The sequence below is a fragment of the Thiogranum longum genome (assembly GCF_004339085.1).
Lineage (GTDB): Bacteria > Pseudomonadota > Gammaproteobacteria > DSM-19610 > DSM-19610 > Thiogranum > Thiogranum longum.
In genome coordinates this window covers 336,391-356,329 of sequence record NZ_SMFX01000001.1, presented here as the reverse complement: position 1 = coordinate 356,329, position 19,939 = coordinate 336,391, and the positions used below count along the sequence as shown (strand labels likewise).

Here is a 19,939-nt window from a genome sequence, read left to right as displayed (position 1 = left end):
CCGGATGCTCAAGAATACGTTGTTGCCCTTCCTGTTTGGTGCACTGATCACCCTGTCGGGTGTAGCCAGTGCGGAAAACTCCCAGGACTTTGGTGACTATGTTGTCCATTTCAATGCTCTGAACACCAACTATCTTCCACCTTCTGTGACGCGTGAATATGGCCTCAAGCGCAGCAAGAACCGTGGCATGGTCAATGTGGCTGTACTGCGTAAGGTGATGGGTACGGCGGGGAAGCCGGTAGCCGCCAAAATTACCGCCAGCGCCACCAACCTGGCAGGGCAGAAGCGCGACATCGCACTGCGGGAAGTACGTGAGGGTAACGCCATTTACTACATCGGAGACTTTCCGATTTCACACGAAGAAACCTTGCGCTTTACGCTACACGTCAAGCCGGGGGACAACGCGGACGCAAACGAGGTCAAATTCATCCACCAGTTCTTCACAGAATAATGTGGTAGAGCGTATACAGCCCGAACCCACACACCAGCAGCCCTGCCAGTCGCCGGATGCGCACATCGCGCACCTGCGCGGCGAGCCGGTCTGCGGCTACGCCCATCAACAACAGGTTCGGCAAGGTTCCCAACCCGAAACTCAATAGTAATACCGCCCCCCGGGCGGGGCTTCCTGCCGATATTGCCCATACCAGCACACTGTACACCAGGCCACAGGGTAACCAGCCCCAGAGGGTGCCCAGCAACAACGCCTGACCACCGCTGCGCACCGGCAGGAATCGCCGGCCAAGTGGTTCTATCCTTTGCCAGACGACACCACCCAGCCGTTCTATATACGTCAATCCGTTCCACCATCCACCGAGATACAGGCCGAGGGCGAGCATAAATAATGCTGCCACCAACTGCAGGCCCAGCTGCGCCTGGTGGATACCACTCCAGTGCGATGCCAGCCACCCGATCCCGCCAAACAGCCCGCCGGCAACGCTGTAACTGAAAATCCGTCCCACATTATAGAAAAGCTGGTAGCGCCAGCGAGCGGCATGCTCATCCGGCGACAGACCCAGTGACAGGGCAGTCACAATACCACCGCACATTCCGACGCAATGCACGCCGCCCAGCAGCCCGACCAGGAATGCAGACAATAGCGATACATCAGTCAGCACGCCCTGCCTCCCCGAGCCAGCCCCTGAAACGGGTGAGTAGCAACAGCCCCGGTATTGCGATCAAGGTACAAAATACAAAAAAGCCGACCCAGCCAAGTCCTTCTGCCATGTAACCGGTTGGCGCTGCGACAATCACCCTGGGAATACCCATAAGGCTGGTCAACAATGCGTACTGAGTAGCCGTGAAGCGGCGATTGGTCAGGCTGGCCATGAAAGCGACAAACGCCGCCGTTCCCATGCCACCACTCAGATTTTCAAATGCAATTACAGCAGCCAGCATGGGCAGGCTGTAACCGGTGAGGGCAAGCAGTGCAAAGCCGGCCGTCGATACTGCCTGCAGAATGCCAAACCCCCATAGCGACCGGTAGATGCCTGCCCGGAGCATGACAATACCCCCCAGCAATCCTCCGGCAAGTGTCGCCCAGAAGCCGAACAGCTTTACCACGGCGCCGATTTCACTCTTGCTGAAGCCGATATCCAGGTAAAACGGTATTGTCATGTTGCTGGCCATGATATCGCCAACCTTGAACAGCAGAATAAATAACAGAATAAGCCAGGCGTGCTGATGTTTGAAGAAATCCACGAAGGGGTGAATGACCGCCTCGCCCAACGAGGCAGGCAAGCCTTGCGCCGCCACCGGCTCGGGCGCAAACAGGGTTGTCCCGATACCGATCAACATGACGATTGCCATCAACTGGTAAACCTGCGGGAAGGGGATAAAATCGGCCAGAATCAGACCACCCCCCGAAGCCAGCAACATACCGATGCGGTAGCCATTCACGTACAACGATGCACCCAGCCCGAGCTCTCTGTCAGCCAGCGCCTCGCGCCGGTAGGCATCGATGACGATGTCCTGGCTCGCCGAAAAAAACGTCACCAGCAAAGCTGCCAGTGCGACCGGCAGAACATGTTGTGCCGGGTGCGTCCAGCCAAGTGCCGCAATGGCCAGCATCAGACATAACTGGGTCAACAACAGCCAGCCGCGACGCCTGCCAAGTAAAGGCAACGCATAACGATCGACCACAGGGGCCCACAGGAATTTAAGCGTGTATGGCAGACCCACCAGCGCAAACAGGCCGATAGTGCCCAGGTCAACCCCTTCATCCGTCATCCACGCCTGTAACACGGAGCCGGTCAGCAATAACGGCAGGCCGGAGGAAAAGCCCATCAGCAACGCGACCAGCATGCGACCGGACAGGACGACTTTTACCGTGTCATTCATAACGGGTAGTCGTAATCCATAATAAGTGGAGCATGATCGGAGAAGCGCCTGTCCTTGTAGATCCGTGCCTTCTTTACCCGTTTCGCCAGGCCCGGTGTCACCACCTGGTAATCAATTCGCCAGCCCACATTTTTCTCCCAGGCACGGCCACGGTTCGACCACCAGGTGTACTGGTCCGGCCGCTGATCGACCACCCGAAAGGCATCCACAAATCCGGCCGGGCCAAACAACTCATCCATCCATGCCCGCTCTTCGGGCAGGAAACCGGAATTCTTCTGGTTACCGCGCCAGTTTTTCAGATCGATCTCGCGATGGGCGATATTCCAGTCGCCACAAATGACATATTCGCGCCGGCTGCGCCGCAACTTGCGCAGATGAGGCATGAAGCGCTCCAGCATTTCAAATTTTTTCTGCTGGCGCGCTTCGCTGGACGACCCGGAGTGCATATAAAGTGACACGATGCCCAGCGAACCAAAACGCACCTCAAGATAGCGGCCTTCGCTATCAACATCCGGCCAGCCCAGCCCGCTGATCACCTTGTCCGGCTCGCGACGGCAGTAAATTGCCACGCCGCTGTAGCCCTTTTTCTCTGCATCGTGGAAATATGCGTGCCAGCCGCGCGGCCAGAACACCGGGTCCTGCAACTGGTGAACCTGCGCCTTGGTCTCCTGAATGCACACCACATCCGCACGTTGCCGCACCATCCAGCTGAAAAAGCCCTTGCGGGCCGCCGACCGAATTCCGTTAACATTGACGGTGATAATGCGCATGCGTTCTCCTGTTAGCGTTGCGCGTGTATCATACCGGAGCTTTTTCGTTCCCGGTGGAGTCCCATGCAATCCTATAAAAAAGAATTTCTCGAGTTTGCCATCGAAGCCGGTGTTTTGCGCTTTGGTGAGTTCACGCTGAAATCCGGTCGCGTCAGCCCGTATTTTTTCAACGCTGGCCTGTTTAACTGTGGCAGCCATCTGGCACGACTCGGGCGCTTCTATGCACAGACCATTCTCGACTCCGGCATTGACTTCGATGTCCTGTTTGGCCCGGCCTACAAGGGTATCCCGCTGGCCGCCGCTGCCAGCATCGCCCTCGCCGACCACCACCACACGGACACGCCCTGGTGTTTCAACCGCAAGGAAGCCAAGGCGCACGGTGAAGGCGGCAACCTGGTCGGCGCCCCGCTGCAAGGCCGCGTACTGATTATCGATGACGTAATCACCGCCGGTACCGCCATCCGTGAATCCCTGCAGATCATCGATGCCGCAGGCGCCAGTGCAGCCGGCGTGGTGATTGCCCTGGACCGCCAGGAGCGTGGCCAGGACGAGCGCTCCGCCATTCAGGAAGTCGAGCAGGATCTGGGGCTGAAAGTGGCCAGTATCGTCACACTGGCCGAGTTACAGACCTTTCTGCACGGTCGGTCCGAGTACGCCGAAGCACTCGAGGCCATTGCCCGCTACCGCGCGAAATATGGCATTACCGCCTGACCAGGCTGTTTCCGGCGGACATCCTGCGGGCAACATTTGTGGTTGTTTCCGTTCCGGGCGGGTTGGCTTTCTTGCCGGCGGCGACTTGCCCGCTACGCGGGTACCCTGCGCTTCTCGACGTTTTGCGCGCTCGCTAAACTCGCCATCCACGCTAACGCGTGAATCGCTCAAACAACGCTCGCTCAATCGCAAAACGCCTGCGATGCTCGGCTGCGTCGATGCCGGCAAGAAAGCCAACCCGCCCGGAACTTACTTTGTATAAACCATAATCTTTGAGTACTACCGAACGTTCAGTGCCGGTGTGTCGGGGTTTCCCGGTGATTCGTTGCAGCCGAGCGCCGCATTACGCGAGAAGCGCAGGGGACCCGCGCAGCGGGCAAACCGTTGAGCCGGGAAACCCCGACACACCGGCACCTCCTGACACCTGCCCCAAACCATTCAACACAGTAATCTATCCCAAAATCAACTTGACCCCTATCACCAGCGTCACCAGCTCAAACGCCCGCTTGACCCAACGGTTCCCCTGGCGGATCGCCAGATGCGCGCCAAAATACCCCCCCAGCAGTGACCCCAGCAACAGGGCCGGCAGCCAGTCCCAGCGGATCTCCGCGATCAGACCCAGTGTCAACGCACCAGCACCGTTCCAGAACACCCCGACCAGCACCAGCGTATAGGCTATTGCACGTTTGTACTCAAAGCCGAACCAGCGCACCAGCCAGAGGGTGACAAACAGACCCGTGCCTGAAGTGAGCGAGCCATTCAGTGCACCGATCAAAAACAGGCCTGCTCCACCGATGATGAAACCACGCCTGTCACGGTGTATGAGGCTTTCTGTCTGCCCCAGGGCAGGACGCCGCCAGGAGTACAAACCCAGCCCTGCGGTCAGCATTCCAAGCGCCACTTCAGCAATACGGCCCGGGATATCGACTATCAGGTTGGCGCCCACGACAACACCGGGCAAACCGGTCGCAAGTATAAACAGGGCAAGCCGTTTTTCGAGGCCTCTCTCTCTCAAGTGACGCACTGTCGCGCCGATACCAAGGGCAACACTGGCAACCTTGTGGGTAGCCAACGCAATCACGAATGGCAAACCCAGAAAGATCAGTGCCGGCAACTGGATCAAACCGGCGCCGCCACCTGAAAAGGCTGACAGCAGGTTTGCCAGCAGAGAAATGATAAACAGCACAAACTGATCTAGTAATTCCACTTGCCGCGTACTCGCAAATTTGGACAGATAAACATGAAAATGCTTACTCGCATCAAAAAATTCTCGACCATCGGATTATGCGCCATTGTGGCGCTGTCGGTCGTCCCGGCCCAGGCTGCCAAACTGAAAAAATGGGTCGATGAGAATGGCCAGGTGCAGTACGGAGATCACATTCCGCCACAGTACGCCAGGAAAAGCAGTCAGACGCTGAATAACCAGGGCGTCATCGTGCAAACACGCGCGGCGGCAAAAACGCCGCAGCAAATTGCCGAAGAAGAACGCCTGGCTGAACTCAAGGCGGAACAGGAACTCAAGCGCCAGGAACAGGCTCGTAAAGACCGTATCCTGCTTGACACCTTTACCAATGAAGACGAAATGATTCTGACCCGCGATGGCAAAATAGAGGCCATCGAAGCCATTATCCGCGTGACCAATGGTCGTATCCAGAAAATGCGTCAACGACTGGCGACACAGAAAAAACGTGCCGCAGTTCTGGAGCGCTCGGGCAAACCCGTGCCGGAATCGATCGCACAACAGATAAACGAAGCGCGTGACCAGATCAGGCACAATATTGAATACATTGAAAACCGGCGAGTTGCGCAACAGACTATTCGGGACAAGTACGAACTCGATATCAGGCGCTTCCGGGAGCTGCAGGCCGCAAGGCAGGATGAATCTCTCGAGACGGCAGGTAAATAGGCTGCTTCAGCTTTTGATAAGGGTTCCGACACCTTCGTCGGTAAATAACTCGACAAGCACTGCATGCTCTACCCTGCCGTCGATGATGTGCGAGGCACGCACCCCGGACTTGACGGCTGACAACGCACACTGAATCTTGGGCAGCATGCCCCCGTGTATGGTGCCATCCTCGATTAACCCGTCAACTTCCGCCGCACTCAGGCCTGTCAACAGATTGCCCTGTTTGTCCAGCAACCCGGTTGTATTGGTCAGCAGTATCAGTTTTTCCGCACCCAGCACTTCAGCAATACGGCCTGCAACAAGATCTGCATTGATGTTGTAGGAATGGCCGTCTTCGCCGACGCCGATCGGCGCAATGACCGGAATGAAACCACCGTTTACCAGCATATCCACAACGCCAGCATCCACACTGGCCACCTCACCTACATGGCCGATATCGATAATTTCCGGTGCATCAAGTTCCGGGCTATTGCGGGTAATCTTGAGCTTGCGGGCACGAATCAGGTCGCCGTCCTTGCCGGTCAACCCAACCGCACGGCCTCCGTGGCGCGTCATCAGGTTAACGATTTCCTTGTTGACCAGACCACCGAGCACCATCTCCACCACGTCCATGGTTTCGCTATCGGTTACCCGCATCCCCTCGACAAAATGGCTCTCTTTGCCCAGTTTTTCCAGTAGGCGACCAATCTGCGGGCCACCACCGTGCACCACAACCGGGTTAATTCCTACCAGCCGCATCAACACGATATCCCTCGCAAAACCGCTTTTAAGAGTTTCATCAACCATGGCATTGCCGCCGTACTTGACCACTATGGTCTTGCCACGAAAACGCTGGATATAAGGGAGTGCCTCACCCAGAACGTGGGCGATTTCTGTGGCTTTACTTGAACTCAGGCTCATGGTCAGAACGGTAATGACAGGTTGGGATCAACCTGTAACATAACACGACGGAACTCATCCTGTATGGAACTGAGTGCCAGCTCGTCATCAGCTTCAAAGCGCAGCACCAGGCAGGGTGTTGTATTGGAAGCTCGCACCAGTCCCCAGCCACGATCAAATTCAACGCGCATACCGTCGATCGTGGCAATACGCGCATTCTCGAAATGCGCACTGTTGAGCAGTTTCTCCATGAACACCGGTGGGTCACCTTCCGCCATCGGCACATTCAGTTCCGGGGTATTGACACTGTTCGGCAACTCGGCGAATACATCGCTGGAACTGCGCGCATCGTTGGCAAGAATTTCCAGCAGTCGTGCTGCAGAATAAAGGGCATCATCAAAACCGAACCAGCGCTCCTTGAAGAAAATATGCCCACTCATCTCACCAGCCAGCAGTGCGCCGGTTTCTTTCATCTTGGCCTTGATCAAGGAATGCCCGGTCGCCCACATAAGAGGTTCGCCACCGTGTTCTGCAACAATCGTGGCGACATTCCGGGAACTCTTCACGTCATAAATAATCTGTGCGCCGGGGTTACGCGCCAGCACATCTATCGCCAGCAACATCAGTAAACGGTCCGGCCAGATAATTTCCCCTTCTGAACTAACCACACCAATCCTGTCACCATCGCCATCGAACGCTATCCCGATTTCCGCGCCGTTTTCCTGCACGGCCTGGATCAACGCTGCAAGATTTTCGGTTTTTCCGGGGTCAGGATGATGGTTGGGGAAGTTGCCATCGACCTCACAAAACAGTTCGATAACTTCGCAACCCAGTTCCTTCAGCAACTGCGGGGCAGCAATTCCGGCAACGCCGTTGCCACAGTCCACAACCACTTTTAATGGCCGAATAATCTGCACATCACTCTTGACCCGCTCGATATAGTCCGGCAGCACACTGACTTCTTCCACACTGCCTTCTCCGGTCAACACATCGCCTGTTTCGATGCGTTTACGCAGGGCCTGGATGGCCTCGTTAGCCAGCGTCTCGCCACCCAACACCACTTTGAACCCGTTATAGTCAGCAGGATTATGGCTACCCGTTACCATCACTCCAGAGCCACTACCCAGATACTGGGCAGCAAAATAAAGTACCGGGGTTGGAACCATGCCTATGTCCTTGACATCACGTCCGGTTGCAACAAGCCCGCGAATCAGCCCGTCCGTCAAATCCGGGCCGGAGAGGCGCCCATCACGCCCAACAATAATGGTTTGCTCACCCCGGTAGTAGGCCTCGCTACCAATGGCTCTGCCTATCTCATAGGCCATTTCGTTAGTCAGTGATTCGCCGGCAATACCGCGTATATCATAGGCACGAAAAATCTCTGCATGGCCGCCTGCTTCATCAATGTCTGTACGGACAACCTCAAGTGCACTGTTATCAAACAGCAGATCGCCCTCGACCTCGTCGGTAATAGCTGCTTCAGCTGACGTCCTGTCGACCTGCCCTCCGCCTCCGGGCACAACCGGTGCCGCTGGCATACCTGCGCTGGCCGTGCGCACCATCAACTCCAGCGTGTCGTGGAATTCTTCCAGCGTGCAGGGATAGTCTGTTTTCACCCGCCCATCCCGCATGTCCTTTACGATGGTCAACGCAGTCGCCTGATCCTGACGTAGTGCGACGCCGGTGCGGCGGAACACGAACCAGATCAGTAACAACAGCAGGACTGCCGCACCGGCGCCCATACCCAGGGCTACCATCAACAGGGTATTACTGCCCCCGGCAATGTCCGCTGGCCAGTAGGCAATCTGCCAACGGCTACCACTCACCTTCACCTGTACAGGAGCACTTCCCGCCTGTTTCAGGGCCGCAGAACCCTGGGTGGCGAATACCAGAGGAGTTGTACCGGCAAGCTGCTGCAATTCCACATAGCCGCTGACCGAGGCCTGTTTCAATATTTCCTGTAACGGCTGAAGCGGGAAACTGACCATCAGGTGGCCGACAATACGGCGCCCGGCCGGATCAAGAATTCGACGCACAAGATTGATGTGTTGCTGTGGTGTGCCCGCCATATGAACTTCGACAGGTGGTGGCGTGTCGTGTGTCTCGGCATACTTGAGCAGTTCAATGGCGGCGTATCCGATCGGGGGGCTGGTGTCGAGGTCTACCTCATCAATACCGGGCGGCAGAAGGCGAACCCGAACCGCTGCCGGGAAAAGGCCGGTTAGCTGTTCTGCCTGTGCGGAAATGGCTGATTCGTCTCCCTGCTCCATAATGCGGGCAAGCTCCGGGCTGTTAACTGCACGTTCAGCCATCGCAGCCTGAGTCTTGACCCATTGCCGAACATCTCCAGCCACCAGTCCGGCGACCTGTTCGGCATGCTGCTGACCTGCGTCCCGGAGCTGGAACTCGGTTTGCATGTAGACAACCAGCGGTGGCAGGGCGGCCAGCAGAACGCCAACCAGCATCAACAGCAGCATCTGGCTGCGCAAGCCCAGGCTCACGGCGCTTTTGGTACCGGATTCTTTCGCTGTAGCAGCCTTGACCGGCTTGTCCTTACCCTTCTCCGACCGAAACGGTAGTTTCATCAACAATCCCTGATTGGTGTTTCACGGTTATGTCCGTCAAGCGCGGCCAGTATGTCCAAAACCACCGGCCCCACGTTCACTATCGACAAATTCTTCAACAACTTCAAACGTTGCACGCACAACCGGCACAAATACCATCTGGGCGATCCGCTCTCCCGGTTCGACCGTAAATGGCGTGTGGCTCCGATTCCAGCAGGATACATATAACTGTCCCTGGTAATCCGAGTCGATCAGGCCAACCAGATTACCCAGCACCACGCCATGCTTGTGTCCAAGCCCGGAACGGGGCAATAAAACTGCGGCCAGCGAAGGATCGCTGATGTGCATTGCCATACCGGTCGGTATCAGTTCGGTCGCACCTGGCTCCAGCACCAGCGCACTATCAAGACAAGCGCGCAGATCCATGCCGGCAGAACCGTCGGTGGCATAGTCAGGCAGGGGGTATTCCGCGCCGATGCGCGAATCGAGGATTTTAAGCTGAATGCTCTGCATGGTGTTCCTGTGTCGTTCCGCCGCCGGCATACAGCTCGGCGATCTGTTCTACCAGCTGGCGGGCCAGCCGGATCTTGGACGCTCTCTCGAGCGTTTTGCTGCCGCCTTCCCAGACCAGCAACAGTTCATTGTCATCTGCATCGAACCCCAGCCCACCGCCAACCTGGTTGGCCGCAATCAGCTCCACACCCTTGGAAATGCGTTTTTTCTGTGCACTGACCAACAGATTCTCTGTTTCCGCCGCAAAGCCTACACAGAAAGGTCGGGGGTTGCCTTGTGCTACGCTCGCAAGAATGTCAGTAACAGGCTGCAAGGGCAACGATAATGCCTCCATCTGCCTCTTGATCTTGTGTATAGCAGGCGTGGCAGGGCGGTAATCCGCCACAGCCGCCGTACTGATAAACAGATCACATGCGGATGCCAGCTGTGCCTGCACAGCGTCCAGCATCTCTGCTGCACTTTCCACTCGCACCATGTCCATGCCGGCTGGCGCATCGAGTGTCGTTGGCCCACTGATCAGCACAACGCTTGCACCTGCCTCACGTGCCGCTTCAGCTACCGCGTAACCCATTTTTCCGGAACTGCGATTACTTAGATAGCGCACCGGGTCTATTGCCTCGCGCGTCGGGCCGGCGGTCACTACGACCCGTATGCCGGCCAGGCGGCCAGTTGAGAAACTCTCAGACAGGCGAGTCACAAGTTCAGCGGGTTCCAGCATACGGCCGGGACCAGTTTCGCCACACGCCTGCTCACCTTCGACCGGCCCCCACACAGCAACACCTCGACTGCGCAGGACTTCGATATTGTCCCGGGTGGCGGGATTGCGCCACATGGCCTGGTTCATTGCCGGGGCTACCGTCGGGGGCTGATCGCTGGCGAGGCAAATAGCTGACAGCAAGTCATCGGCCCTGCCCTGCACCAGCTTTGCCAGCGTGTCTGCCGTAGCCGGTGCAATCAGAATTCGATCTGCCCAGCGTGCAAGGTCTATATGTTCCATGGCAGTTCGGTCGTCCTGCCAGTCGCACCACACCGGTTCACCACTCAGCGCATGAAAGGTTCGTTCGCCCACAAACTCGCGCGCGGCTGGTGTCATCACCACCCGAACCCGGGCGCCTGCGGCACGCAACTGGCGCACCAGGTCAGCGCTCTTGTACGCCGCAATACCACCACTGACACCAAGAAGGAGCTGTTTTTTCGCCAGAAATGTCATAAATGTAAGTGTACCAGAAGCACCACGGGCGGAACGACCCGAAGTAACACAGACCTGGTCAAGGCATCGGCCTTTACAAAGCCGTTGCTGCTGGCCAGAATCCCTACCACACACGATCCACGACATTAAGGTGAACAGGGAGGTTGACCATGTCGATTCAGGAATGGCCTGTTTCCGAGCGGCCACGCGAAAAACTGCTGTCTCACGGCGCCCAGGCGCTTTCCGATGCCGAACTGCTGGCCATCTTTCTGCGCACCGGAACGCGTGGCAGCAGTGCTGTTGATCTTGCGCGTGACCTGATTTCTGAATATGGCGGGCTGCGCACCCTGTTCAAGGCGGATCGGGCCTGTTTCTGCCGCACCCGGGGACTCGGCGATGCCAAATTTGCCCAGCTTCAGGCGGTACTGGAACTGGCGCGCCGTCACCTCGGTGAAACCCTGTCGCGCGATGGCGTACTGCAGAATCCGGATGAAACCCGCCGTTACCTTAAAGCGAAACTGCGCGAGTACCCTTATGAAGTTTTTGCCTGCCTGTTTCTCGATACCCGGCACCGGGTCATTGCCTGCGAAGAACTGTTCCGGGGTACTGTGGATGGCGCCAGCGTCCATCCCCGCGAGGTATTACGGCGTGCGCTGCAGCACAATGCCGCCGCGCTGATACTTGCCCACAACCATCCCTCAGGGGTGGCCGAACCCAGCCAGGCCGACCGACGTATTACCGATCGCCTGCGCGAGGTCATGGCGCTGGTCGACATCCGGATACTCGATCATATTGTGGTTGGCGACCACAGTTCGGTTTCTTTTGCCGAGCGCGGCTGGATGTAATGCATCTGCGGAACATAAACACATAAACTATATATATTACAATTAGTTACATTTCCCCCGCACCCTCATCACCTACCCGCCTGACAGCGGCCGTTTTTGCAAAAACCTTGTCTGCCAGCAACTGCTCTGGTATAAAGCGCGGTTCTCGTTGCTCGCCTCCGGGCGGGCCCGTGCAAGAATTCTTGAGGAATAGAGCAATGTCCAAAGTTTGTCAGGTCACCGGGAAGCGCCCGGTTTCGGGTAACAATGTTTCCCACGCGCACAACAAAACCCGCCGCCGGTTCCTGCCGAACCTGCACTCGCACCGTTTCTGGGTCGAGAACGAAAACCGCTGGGTGAAACTGCGCGTTTCTTCCAAGGGTATGCGTATCATCGACAAGCTCGGCATCGATACTGTGCTGGCCGATATCCGCGGCCGCGGCGAAAAGGTTTAAGGGGAATCAACCATGCGTGACAAGATCAAACTGGTATCCAGCGCCGGTACCGGCCACTACTACACCACCACCAAGAACAAGCGCACCATGCCCGACAAGCTGGAGCTGAAAAAATACGACCCGGTGGTACGCAAGCACGTGACCTACAAGGAAGCGAAGATCAAGTAATTCGTACTGGTCAACGCAAAAAAAGCCCGGCAGTGCCGGGCTTTTTACGTTGGACAACTGTCAGACAGGCTGCAGACTGTAGCCTTTCAGACGCTGTGCAAATTCCTGTAACGCCCTGACGCCAGTCGCCTCGGCCTGCTGACACCAGTCCTGCAAAGCTTTCAGCAAGGCCTCGTGACTGGCTGCAGAGCGACCCCAGACCTGTTGAAGCTGCTGCCTGTACTGATAGGCAATCCGAAGGTCCGCAAAGCGGCACAGGACACTTTCCAGCAAACCCCGGCTTTGCGCATCCATGGTATCGGGATCCCGCACCAGTAACCGTCGCGTCCTGCGCAAACCATGGCGACACTCGCCGTTGCGGCATGACTGCCGCAATACAGGCCACAGTACTTCGCGGGCATAATCAGACATCACATGAAAGCGCGCTACGATCACGGCCTTTACAGTATCCAGGTCTACCCGTTCCTTGCCAGGAACAATCTGCGGCAAAGGCGCCAGCTTCTTGACCCGGGCAAGACCCAGCGCCTGCATCAATCGAATGTAGCCCCAGCCAAGATCAAATTCCCAGCGGCGCAACGAGAAGCGTGCCGAACTGGCAAACGCGTGGTGATTATTGTGCAATTCCTCCCCCCCGATCAGGAATCCCAGCCAGGAGATATTGCGCGACGTATCCGGCGTCTCGTAATTACGATAACCCCACCAGTGTCCTATGCCGTTAATGACACCTGCCGCCCAGAATGGAATCCACAGCATTTGCACACCCCACAGGGCAACACCGTAAAATCCGAACAGGACATAATCCACGGCCAGCATAATGGCGATGCCGAGCATAGAGAAACGGCTGTACAGGTTACGCTCCAGCCAGTCATCCGGTGTGGCATGACCAAACTTTGCAAGGGTATCTGCCTTGTCCGCTTCCGCCCGGTAAAGCTCCGCACCTCTCCATAACACTGTCTGAATTCCACGTGTCTGCGGACTATGTGGATCTTCGGGAGTTTCGCATTTCGCGTGATGCTTGCGGTGTACGGCAACCCACTCGCGGGTCACAGTGGCTGTTGTCAACCACAGCCAGAAACGGAAAAAATGACTGATAACCGGATGCAGGTCCAGCGCTCGGTGCGCCTGATGACGGTGAAGAAAAACAGTAACGCTGACGATAGTGATGTGGGTCAGCACGAACCCGGTAAGAAGGTAGCCCCACCAGGGGAGATCCACCAGGCCGGCATACCAGGAGAAGCCGGAGAACAATGTAACCATTAAAACCTCTAAAACATGTATTGGCAGTGCGCAGTTTACCACAGCTGTCTATAGCAACCGTTTCGGCCATATTGATCTGAATCTTGACTGTGCCATAACAACCGGAATCTGTTAGACTTTTCTGAAATTATGCGGGACAGCGAAACGTCATGAGTGAAATTTTTATCGGCCGGCAGCCTATTTATGACCGCCAGCAGGGTGTCTATGCCTATGAACTGCTGTTTCGTTCGGCACAGCAAAACGTTGCCGATATTACCGATGGCGACAAGGCATCTTCAGACGTCATTGTTAACACCTTTATGGAAATCGGACTGGACAATATCGTCGGTGACAGGCTTGCGTTCATCAATCTGACCCGCGCCTTTTTTGTTGGCGAAACCACCATCTCATTACCCAAAGACCGGGTTGTACTGGAATTACTGGAAGACATCGAGGCCGACGAGGATGTGGTGGCCGGTGTGACCCGGCTAAGACAGCAGGGGTACAGCATTGCCCTTGATGATTTTATCTACCACGAATCGCTACAACCTCTGGTTGAGCTGGCGGATATCATCAAGATAGACATCATGGCACTTGACCAGGATGAGATTCGCGCACATGTCACCCAGCTACGAAAATATCCGCTACGCCTGCTTGCGGAAAAAGTGGAAACCCGCGATGAGTTTGATTTCTGCATGGCGCTGGGCTTCGATTATTTTCAGGGCTACTTCTTCGCTCAACCGAAAATCATACGTAGCCAGCGTCTTCCCAATAACCGGCTGGCCATACTAGAGCTTATGAGCCGGTTGCAGAACCCTGACATTACACCGGAAGAACTTGAAAACCTTATCGCCCGGGATATCACCTTCAGTTTCAAAATCCTGCGCTATGTAAACTCCGCCGCCATCGCGTTGCCGCGCAAGATCGAATCAATTCAGCAAGCTGTTGTTATCCTTGGACTTAAAACGATTCGCAGCTGGGTGACCCTGCTTGCCATGTCACAGATCGATGACAAGCCCACAGAGCTGATCGTTATTGCCATGATTCGCGCCAAAATGGCCGAAAATATGGCGCGTGCGCGCAACGAAACGAATATTGATGCCTACTTTACGGTTGGATTGTTTTCCGCGCTTGACGCACTAATGGACAACAGCATGGAAGAAATTCTTACTCAGTTACCGCTCGCTGATCATATCCGGGATGCACTGCTGCACCGCCGTGGCAACCATGGCAAAACACTGGGTTGCGTACTGGCTTATGAGCGTGGTGACTGGGAAAACATTCATTGCGAAGTACTTAAGGCCCCGGAAATCCGCGATGCCTACCTGTCTGCAGTGCGCTGGGCCAATGAAACCTGTCAGACATTGGTCAACGATTAACCTGACGACACCCTTTCATTGATCCAGATCAAGGACGGTCTGTGAAGCACCACGTAAGCTCAAATCTGGTTGGACGAGTGACCGGTTCAGGGGGTGGTACTAACTGCTCAGTACTTTCGCCCTGCACTTTCGAGCTTTGTCTTCCTATCCCGTCCTTTCCGCAGCGTCGCAAGACCCTGCGGATTTTTTTGCCAGTAATAAACTGCCATCATCCGCTTTCCTGAGCACCCAGCCTGGCTCAACCAGCACGGTAGCGACATCATCGACCACCAGTAATGGCCCCTCGTACACCCGGCTTCCCTCAAGGTCGGCCGGTCGCCAGACAGGGACAGTCTGTTCAAAGCCAGCCAGAGCGACGCATTCAAGGGGTTTGCCAGTGCCTTCAGCAGTAACATCCTGCCACACCGGTTGCACCCCCTGACCCGCCAGTGCCACACGCAGGTTGGCTATTTCAACAGGCACATCCAGCCGATGACCGAAACGCCGATAGTGCGCCCGATGGAAGTCCTCGGCAGCTTCATCAAGGGTGTTGAACGGGATATTGAGTGAATAACTCTGACCGACATAACGCAGGTCAAGACTACAGGTAATCTCAACAAGCTCGGCCTGCACACCTTCCTCTTCCAACTCCGACAGGCCCTGGTCGGTGAGCCGCCGAAAGACACTCTTCAGATCGGCTTCACCCTGTTCATCAAGCCGCCCGCGCAAGGTGCGCGATAGCTGGCGGCCACGCGGTGCTACCAGCATACCCAACGCCGACAGTACACCCGCGGCAGCCGGTACCAGCGCCTGGCGCATGCCCAGCGCATCGGCCAGGGCACAGACGTGCAGACCACCCGCTCCGCCAAAAGCTGTCAGTGTAAACCCGCACGGATCAATACCGCGTTGCACGGAAATAACCCGCAACGCCTGCGCCATGTGCTCATTGGCAAGTGCGATAACACCCTGCGCCGCATCCCGTACTGATAGACCCATTTTTAGCGCCAGCGTTGAAATAACCTGTTGCGCCGCATCAACATCGAGTGACATATCACCGCCGAGAAACACCCCCGGGCGCAAGCGGCCAAGCACCAGGTTTGCATCAGTTACGGTGGCCAGCTGCCCACCCTGTGCATAACAGGCGGGGCCGGGATCAGCACCGGATGACTCGGGCCCAACGGCCAGCATACCGCCGCTGTCCACTCGCGCAATCGACCCCCCACCTGCACCGATGGTATGCATATCCACCATTGGCACCGCGACCGGGTAAGGTCCGATCCGCCCTTGCGAGGTCAGGCTGATCTGCCCGTCAATGAGCGCCACATCTGTCGACGTACCTCCCATATCAAAGGTCAGAAGACGCGTAATGTTATGCCTTGCCGCTACATGCCGCGCACCCATCAGCCCCCCGGCCGGGCCGGACAACAACAGATTCACCGCCCGCTGTGCAGCGTGGTCCGCGCGAATTGTAAGCCCCGAGCTTTGCATGACATGGACCGGAGCAGGCTGCACGGCTTGCTGCAGACGCTGCAGGTAGCCCTGCACCTTCGGCCCAAGCCAGGCGTTCAGCCAGGTTGCCATACCACGCTCATACTCACGCATCTCCGGCAAAATGTCTGCAGAACAGGCAACAAACAGATCATCCGGCAAGGCACGGCGGATCATCTGTTCGTAGCGATCGTCCAGCCAGGAAAACAGCAGGTTGATCGCAACAGCCTGAGGCTGCATTTCGCTTACACGTTGGGCCAGCGCCGCACATTCCGCTTCATCAAGTGATTCAACCACTCAGCCATCCGCACCCAGCCTGCCACCCGTTTCCAGGCACATCGCTGCCGGTACCGGCGGGGGTTGCGGTTGTGGCTGCAAACAGTAGAGTGCATCGCGTGCCTGTCGACCGATGGTCAGGACATCGGCAAGTCCACGGTTGGTGATATATACGGTGCTTACGCCCTTGCCTTCGAGTGCCGCATTGGTGGCAACCGTCGACCCGTGAACGAGGTAAAAGGTCTCGCCTTGCAGACCCAGTGCCTGAATACCTTGCAGGACAGCGCGCTCGGGTGCATCGGGTGTCGACAACACCTTGTGGGTACGAAGCCGGCAACCATCAAAACAGACAAAATCAGTGAAGGTGCCACCTGTATCAACCCCCAGCAGCATGAAGGCGGCTAATCGGCTTCTGCGACACAATTTCGGCCTGCGCGCTTGGCTTTGTACATGGCATCATCGGCGCGCTGTAGCAAACTTTGTGAGTCATCACCCTCGACGCGCAGGGCCAGACCCTGGCTAATGGTAATATCAAGCTGGTGGCTTCCGGTTTTGATTGGCTGGCCGGCAATACGCTGGCGAATACGCTCGGCCACCTGCAAGGCTGTGTGGCGGGAGGTGTTTTCAAGCACAATAACAAATTCCTCACCCCCGTAGCGGCCAACAAGATCAAACTCGCGCAATGCTGCACGAATACGCGCACCGACTTCAGTCAGCACCTTGTCACCCACCATGTGTCCGTAGCGGTCGTTTACCGCTTTGAAGTGGTCCAGATCAGCCATAATGATGCACAACGGCTGGCCCGTCTTGGTAGAACGGCTGATGGCCGCCTCCAGCGCATCCAGCAGGCTGGTACGGCTGGATACTCCGGTGAGGGCATCCTGTTGCAACTGCGTACGCAGCAGGCTCTGTTCGAGCCGCAGGTGTTTGACCGAGCGGTCCAGCTCCAGAACGCTGCTCCTGTGATAAACCTCGGTGGCAACGGCTATATCGAGGGTGGTCAGTTTCAGTACCAGGCGGCTGAGCAGCTGGTGTTCAGCCATATCACTGACGCACTCGGTCAGCATCTCCAGTATCAGTGTCTGCATAACGCCAAAAGCTGACAGGTACAATGCCAGTGGCAGTCCCACGCGGGCATGAGCAATACCGACCCGGGCGCGTGTCTCGAAGTAGCCCGCATCCCGGAAGTCCACACCAAAATCTGTGAGATAGGCCACCTGCGTCAACTTCAGGCGATCAATATCGTAACTTTCCAGCAGGGATTTTGCTCGTGAATCGTGCAACAGCTGCTCATAGAAGCCATTGACGATTCGTTGCGAAGCATCATCTGTCAACACGCACCGGTGCAACTGGCGGACTGTATCGCGCGACTCTTCCTGCAGCCCGATAAGCGCCAGCTGCGCACGACGCCAGTCGACGTCGAAGCCGAACTGGTCACATAATGGCGTTTCCGGTTTTCGCGCTGGCATAAAAAGGACTATCCAAATCCGCAATCGTTTAAGTTATGCTCCCGTTCGGGCGCGGAAATGACACTATGGAACCTATCATAAAGCACATGGACTCAAAAATCCTGATTAGCGTCGAACAGCTGTCACGTTACTACGGACACCAGCTGGCGGTCGACCATATCGACTTTACGTTATCACCGGGCGAGGTGCTGGGTTTTCTTGGCCCCAACGGCGCTGGCAAGTCGACGACCATGCAGATGATTACCGGCAACCTCGCACCCAGCGAAGGGCGCATAGAGATCAACGGCATCGATATGCTCGACCGGCCCAGGCAGGCCAAGTCTGATATTGGCTACCTGCCCGAACAACCGCCGGTCTACCGGGACCTGACAGTGGATGAATACCTCGACTACTGCGCACGGCTGCACCGCGTCAGCACGGGAAAACGCGGCCAGGCCATAAACCACGCCAAGCGCCGCTGTGGTCTGCTGGCAGTCAACCGCCGCCTGATCGGCAACCTCTCCAAGGGCTACCAGCAGCGTGTCGGTATTGCCCAGGCCATATTACACAATCCGGCTGTAGTGATTCTTGACGAGCCGACAGTTGGCCTTGACCCCAACCAGATCCGCGAAATCCGTAACCTGATCCGGGAACTGGGAGAAACTCATGGCATCATCCTCTCCACACACATTCTGCCGGAGGTTCAGGCCACCTGCACACGCGTGCAGATTATTAATGAAGGCCGACTGGTCTTCTCGCAAAGCATGCAGGAAATCGAAAAACAACTTGTCAGCCACGTACTGGTACTGGAAACCCGCGAACCTCTGTCAGATGAAATACTGGAAAACCTTCCCGGCGCAGACCGCAGCGAACGACTCGGCCCTTGTCGCGCAAAACTGCACTTCAGGGGTGAAAATCCTGCCGGAGGTATTGCTGCCAGCATTGCAGACCATGGCCTGGGACTGGTTGAACTTGCACTGGACCGGCAGACGCTCGAACAGGTGTTCGTGGAACTGACCTGCCATGATGGCCCTCAGGCAACAGGGGATGCCGCCTGATGATACTCACCATTGCAATACGAGAACTGAAAAACCTGTTTCTGTCACCACTGGCCTGGGCGATACTCGCGGTATTGCAACTTGTGATCGCCTTTCTGTTCCTGTCACAACTGGATACTTATATGTCGACATGGCAACCCCGGCTGGCTGGCATCGAGGGCGCGCCAGGGGTCACCGACCTCGTGGTAGCGCCATTATTTCAGACTGTTGGCTTCCTGCTGCTGCTGATTTCGCCTGCCATCACCATGCGCAGCATCAGTGAAGAACAGCGCAACCGTACGCTGACACTACTACTGTCAGCACCCGTATCGATTCGTGAGATCGTGCTGGGAAAATTCCTTGGCATCACCCTGTTCTTCTTTATTCTGCTACTGATGCTCATGGCCATGCCGCTGTCGCTGTATTCGGGCACAACACTTGATGCCGGCAAACTTTTGTCGGGACTGCTTGGGCTTGCACTGCTCTCCAGTGCCTTTGCCGCCATTGGGCTGTTTTTGTCTTCGCTGACCGAGCAACCGGTCGTTGCGGCCATCAGTACACTGGGCCTGTTGATGTTGCTATGGATCATTGACTGGAACAGCAGCGCCAGCGAGAATATTTCCGGACTTTTCCAGTACCTGTCACTGAAGACACACTTCAATGCATTCCTGAAGGGCATCTTCAGCACCCGCGACCTGGTCTACTACCTGCTGTTAATCAGCGTGTTCCTGATTCTTGGCATTCGCCGACTGGATCAGAAACGCCTGACCGGATAACCCC

Annotated in this window: 22 protein-coding genes; 10 read left to right on the top strand and 12 right to left on the bottom strand. The window is 56.5% G+C overall.

Features of this window, described 5'->3' with window-relative positions:
• Positions 1-4 precede the first annotated feature (4 nt).
• On the top strand, positions 5-451 hold the full coding sequence (locus DFR30_RS01710) for a DUF4426 domain-containing protein (RefSeq protein ID WP_132971021.1): 447 nt from the start codon (positions 5-7) through the stop codon (positions 449-451).
• On the opposite strand, the gene DFR30_RS01705 is transcribed toward DFR30_RS01710, so the two are convergent.
• Genes DFR30_RS01705 through DFR30_RS01695 form a run of 3 tightly spaced genes read right to left on the bottom strand, consistent with a single transcriptional unit; the run spans position 441 to position 3,107 of the window.
• Entirely contained in the window at positions 441-1,115 is a 675-nt protein-coding gene (locus DFR30_RS01705) for a sulfite exporter TauE/SafE family protein (RefSeq protein ID WP_132971020.1), read from the bottom strand. The two genes, DFR30_RS01710 and DFR30_RS01705, sit on opposite strands and share 11 nt — an antisense overlap.
• Positions 1,105-2,337, bottom strand: a complete 1,233-nt coding sequence (locus DFR30_RS01700) for an AmpG family muropeptide MFS transporter (protein WP_132971019.1) — start codon at positions 2,335-2,337, stop codon at positions 1,105-1,107. Before DFR30_RS01700 ends, DFR30_RS01705 begins: the two co-directional genes overlap by 11 nt.
• The gene (locus DFR30_RS01695) at positions 2,334-3,107 is read right to left on the bottom strand and encodes an exodeoxyribonuclease III (protein ID WP_132971018.1); all 774 of its coding nucleotides are present in this window, start codon (positions 3,105-3,107) and stop codon (positions 2,334-2,336) included. Before DFR30_RS01695 ends, DFR30_RS01700 begins: the two co-directional genes overlap by 4 nt.
• Positions 3,108-3,170: 63 nt before the next feature.
• Between DFR30_RS01695 and pyrE the strand changes: the two genes are divergently transcribed.
• Both pyrE and DFR30_RS01685 read left to right on the top strand, forming a co-directional pair.
• Positions 3,171-3,818, top strand: a complete 648-nt coding sequence (gene pyrE, locus DFR30_RS01690) for an orotate phosphoribosyltransferase (protein ID WP_132971017.1) — start codon at positions 3,171-3,173, stop codon at positions 3,816-3,818.
• Positions 3,802-4,080, top strand: coding sequence for a hypothetical protein (locus DFR30_RS01685; RefSeq protein ID WP_132971016.1), 279 nt, complete (start codon positions 3,802-3,804; stop codon positions 4,078-4,080). Before pyrE ends, DFR30_RS01685 begins: the two co-directional genes overlap by 17 nt.
• A 189-nt stretch (positions 4,081-4,269) precedes the next feature.
• Here the strand turns inward: DFR30_RS01685 and DFR30_RS01680 are convergent, their stop codons facing one another.
• Positions 4,270-5,025 carry a sulfite exporter TauE/SafE family protein gene (locus DFR30_RS01680; protein ID WP_132971015.1) on the bottom strand — a complete coding sequence of 252 codons (756 nt, stop codon included), beginning with the start codon at positions 5,023-5,025 and terminating at the stop codon, positions 4,270-4,272.
• Positions 5,026-5,058: 33 nt separating this feature from the next.
• On the opposite strand from DFR30_RS01680, the gene DFR30_RS01675 reads away from it, so the two are divergent.
• Complete coding sequence (locus DFR30_RS01675; protein ID WP_132971014.1) at positions 5,059-5,724, top strand: DUF4124 domain-containing protein; 666 nt, start codon at positions 5,059-5,061, stop codon at positions 5,722-5,724.
• A gap of 6 nt (positions 5,725-5,730) precedes the next feature.
• Here the strand turns inward: DFR30_RS01675 and argB are convergent, their stop codons facing one another.
• From argB to coaBC, 4 genes are read right to left on the bottom strand one after another with little or no spacing between them, the layout of a single operon-like run.
• Positions 5,731-6,624, bottom strand: a complete 894-nt coding sequence (gene argB, locus DFR30_RS01670) for an acetylglutamate kinase (RefSeq protein WP_132971013.1) — start codon at positions 6,622-6,624, stop codon at positions 5,731-5,733.
• Positions 6,625-6,626: 2 nt separating this feature from the next.
• Entirely contained in the window at positions 6,627-9,188 is a 2,562-nt protein-coding gene (locus DFR30_RS14630; RefSeq protein ID WP_279386869.1) for a phosphomannomutase/phosphoglucomutase, read from the bottom strand.
• A 36-nt stretch (positions 9,189-9,224) separates the two neighbouring features.
• Entirely contained in the window at positions 9,225-9,680 is a 456-nt protein-coding gene (dut, locus tag DFR30_RS01660) for a dUTP diphosphatase (RefSeq protein WP_132971012.1), read from the bottom strand.
• A complete protein-coding gene (gene coaBC, locus DFR30_RS01655) occupies positions 9,661-10,890 on the bottom strand; it encodes a bifunctional phosphopantothenoylcysteine decarboxylase/phosphopantothenate--cysteine ligase CoaBC (RefSeq protein ID WP_132971011.1) in 1,230 nt (409 codons plus the stop codon). Before coaBC ends, dut begins: the two co-directional genes overlap by 20 nt.
• A 149-nt stretch (positions 10,891-11,039) precedes the next feature.
• Here coaBC and radC point away from each other — a divergent pair, with 149 nt between their 5' ends.
• The 3 genes from radC (at position 11,040) to rpmG (ending at position 12,316) form a co-directional block, all read left to right on the top strand.
• Positions 11,040-11,714 carry a RadC family protein gene (gene radC, locus DFR30_RS01650; RefSeq protein ID WP_132971010.1) on the top strand — a complete coding sequence of 225 codons (675 nt, stop codon included), beginning with the start codon at positions 11,040-11,042 and terminating at the stop codon, positions 11,712-11,714.
• A 197-nt stretch (positions 11,715-11,911) separates the two neighbouring features.
• Positions 11,912-12,148 carry a 50S ribosomal protein L28 gene (gene rpmB, locus DFR30_RS01645; protein ID WP_132971009.1) on the top strand — a complete coding sequence of 79 codons (237 nt, stop codon included), beginning with the start codon at positions 11,912-11,914 and terminating at the stop codon, positions 12,146-12,148.
• 12 nt (positions 12,149-12,160) lie between these two features.
• On the top strand, positions 12,161-12,316 hold the full coding sequence (gene rpmG, locus DFR30_RS01640) for a 50S ribosomal protein L33 (protein ID WP_132971008.1): 156 nt from the start codon (positions 12,161-12,163) through the stop codon (positions 12,314-12,316).
• Positions 12,317-12,376: 60 nt separating this feature from the next.
• On the opposite strand, the gene DFR30_RS01635 is transcribed toward rpmG, so the two are convergent.
• Positions 12,377-13,573: a DesA family fatty acid desaturase gene (locus tag DFR30_RS01635; protein WP_132971007.1), complete on the bottom strand. Its 1,197-nt coding sequence runs from the start codon at positions 13,571-13,573 to the stop codon at positions 12,377-12,379.
• A 149-nt stretch (positions 13,574-13,722) separates the two neighbouring features.
• On the opposite strand from DFR30_RS01635, the gene DFR30_RS01630 reads away from it, so the two are divergent.
• Complete coding sequence (locus DFR30_RS01630; RefSeq protein WP_132971006.1) at positions 13,723-14,931, top strand: EAL and HDOD domain-containing protein; 1,209 nt, start codon at positions 13,723-13,725, stop codon at positions 14,929-14,931.
• 144 nt (positions 14,932-15,075) lie between these two features.
• Here DFR30_RS01630 and DFR30_RS01625 read toward each other — a convergent pair whose 3' ends face one another.
• Genes DFR30_RS01625 through DFR30_RS01620 form a run of 3 tightly spaced genes read right to left on the bottom strand, consistent with a single transcriptional unit; the run spans position 15,076 to position 18,143 of the window.
• Complete coding sequence (locus DFR30_RS01625) at positions 15,076-16,695, bottom strand: hydantoinase/oxoprolinase family protein (protein ID WP_243640652.1); 1,620 nt, start codon at positions 16,693-16,695, stop codon at positions 15,076-15,078.
• Positions 16,696-17,067: a hydantoinase/oxoprolinase N-terminal domain-containing protein gene (locus tag DFR30_RS14510; RefSeq protein ID WP_243640651.1), complete on the bottom strand. Its 372-nt coding sequence runs from the start codon at positions 17,065-17,067 to the stop codon at positions 16,696-16,698.
• A gap of 8 nt (positions 17,068-17,075) precedes the next feature.
• Positions 17,076-18,143 (bottom strand): GGDEF domain-containing protein, encoded by a 1,068-nt coding sequence (locus DFR30_RS01620; RefSeq protein WP_132971005.1) that lies wholly within the window; start codon positions 18,141-18,143, stop codon positions 17,076-17,078.
• Between the two features lie 65 nt (positions 18,144-18,208).
• Between DFR30_RS01620 and DFR30_RS01615 the strand changes: the two genes are divergently transcribed.
• The gene (locus DFR30_RS01615) at positions 18,209-19,180 is read left to right on the top strand and encodes an ABC transporter ATP-binding protein (RefSeq protein ID WP_243640650.1); all 972 of its coding nucleotides are present in this window, start codon (positions 18,209-18,211) and stop codon (positions 19,178-19,180) included.
• Complete coding sequence (locus DFR30_RS01610) at positions 19,180-19,935, top strand: ABC transporter permease subunit (RefSeq protein WP_243640649.1); 756 nt, start codon at positions 19,180-19,182, stop codon at positions 19,933-19,935. Before DFR30_RS01615 ends, DFR30_RS01610 begins: the two co-directional genes overlap by 1 nt.
• Positions 19,936-19,939: the final 4 nt, after the last annotated feature.

Excerpts from the sequence above, each read along its gene's own strand:
- DFR30_RS01710 (WP_132971021.1), top strand. The coding sequence starts at position 5 with ATGCTCAAGAATACGTTGTTGCCCTTCCTGTTTGGTGCACTGATCACC.
- DFR30_RS01700 (WP_132971019.1), bottom strand. The coding sequence starts at position 2,337 with ATGAATGACACGGTAAAAGTCGTCCTGTCCGGTCGCATGCTGGTCGCG.
- DFR30_RS01695 (WP_132971018.1), bottom strand. The coding sequence starts at position 3,107 with ATGCGCATTATCACCGTCAATGTTAACGGAATTCGGTCGGCGGCCCGC.
- pyrE (WP_132971017.1), top strand. The coding sequence starts at position 3,171 with ATGCAATCCTATAAAAAAGAATTTCTCGAGTTTGCCATCGAAGCCGGT.
- DFR30_RS01685 (WP_132971016.1), top strand. The coding sequence starts at position 3,802 with ATGGCATTACCGCCTGACCAGGCTGTTTCCGGCGGACATCCTGCGGGC.
- DFR30_RS01675 (WP_132971014.1), top strand. The coding sequence starts at position 5,059 with ATGAAAATGCTTACTCGCATCAAAAAATTCTCGACCATCGGATTATGC.
- argB (WP_132971013.1), bottom strand. The coding sequence starts at position 6,624 with ATGAGCCTGAGTTCAAGTAAAGCCACAGAAATCGCCCACGTTCTGGGT.
- DFR30_RS14630 (WP_279386869.1), bottom strand. The coding sequence starts at position 9,188 with ATGAAACTACCGTTTCGGTCGGAGAAGGGTAAGGACAAGCCGGTCAAG.
- dut (WP_132971012.1), bottom strand. The coding sequence starts at position 9,680 with ATGCAGAGCATTCAGCTTAAAATCCTCGATTCGCGCATCGGCGCGGAA.
- coaBC (WP_132971011.1), bottom strand. The coding sequence starts at position 10,890 with ATGACATTTCTGGCGAAAAAACAGCTCCTTCTTGGTGTCAGTGGTGGT.
- radC (WP_132971010.1), top strand. The coding sequence starts at position 11,040 with ATGTCGATTCAGGAATGGCCTGTTTCCGAGCGGCCACGCGAAAAACTG.
- rpmB (WP_132971009.1), top strand. The coding sequence starts at position 11,912 with ATGTCCAAAGTTTGTCAGGTCACCGGGAAGCGCCCGGTTTCGGGTAAC.
- rpmG (WP_132971008.1), top strand. The coding sequence starts at position 12,161 with ATGCGTGACAAGATCAAACTGGTATCCAGCGCCGGTACCGGCCACTAC.
- DFR30_RS01635 (WP_132971007.1), bottom strand. The coding sequence starts at position 13,573 with ATGGTTACATTGTTCTCCGGCTTCTCCTGGTATGCCGGCCTGGTGGAT.
- DFR30_RS01630 (WP_132971006.1), top strand. The coding sequence starts at position 13,723 with ATGAGTGAAATTTTTATCGGCCGGCAGCCTATTTATGACCGCCAGCAG.
- DFR30_RS14510 (WP_243640651.1), bottom strand. The coding sequence starts at position 17,067 with ATGCTGCTGGGGGTTGATACAGGTGGCACCTTCACTGATTTTGTCTGT.
- DFR30_RS01620 (WP_132971005.1), bottom strand. The coding sequence starts at position 18,143 with ATGCCAGCGCGAAAACCGGAAACGCCATTATGTGACCAGTTCGGCTTC.
- DFR30_RS01615 (WP_243640650.1), top strand. The coding sequence starts at position 18,209 with ATGGAACCTATCATAAAGCACATGGACTCAAAAATCCTGATTAGCGTC.
- DFR30_RS01610 (WP_243640649.1), top strand. The coding sequence starts at position 19,180 with ATGATACTCACCATTGCAATACGAGAACTGAAAAACCTGTTTCTGTCA.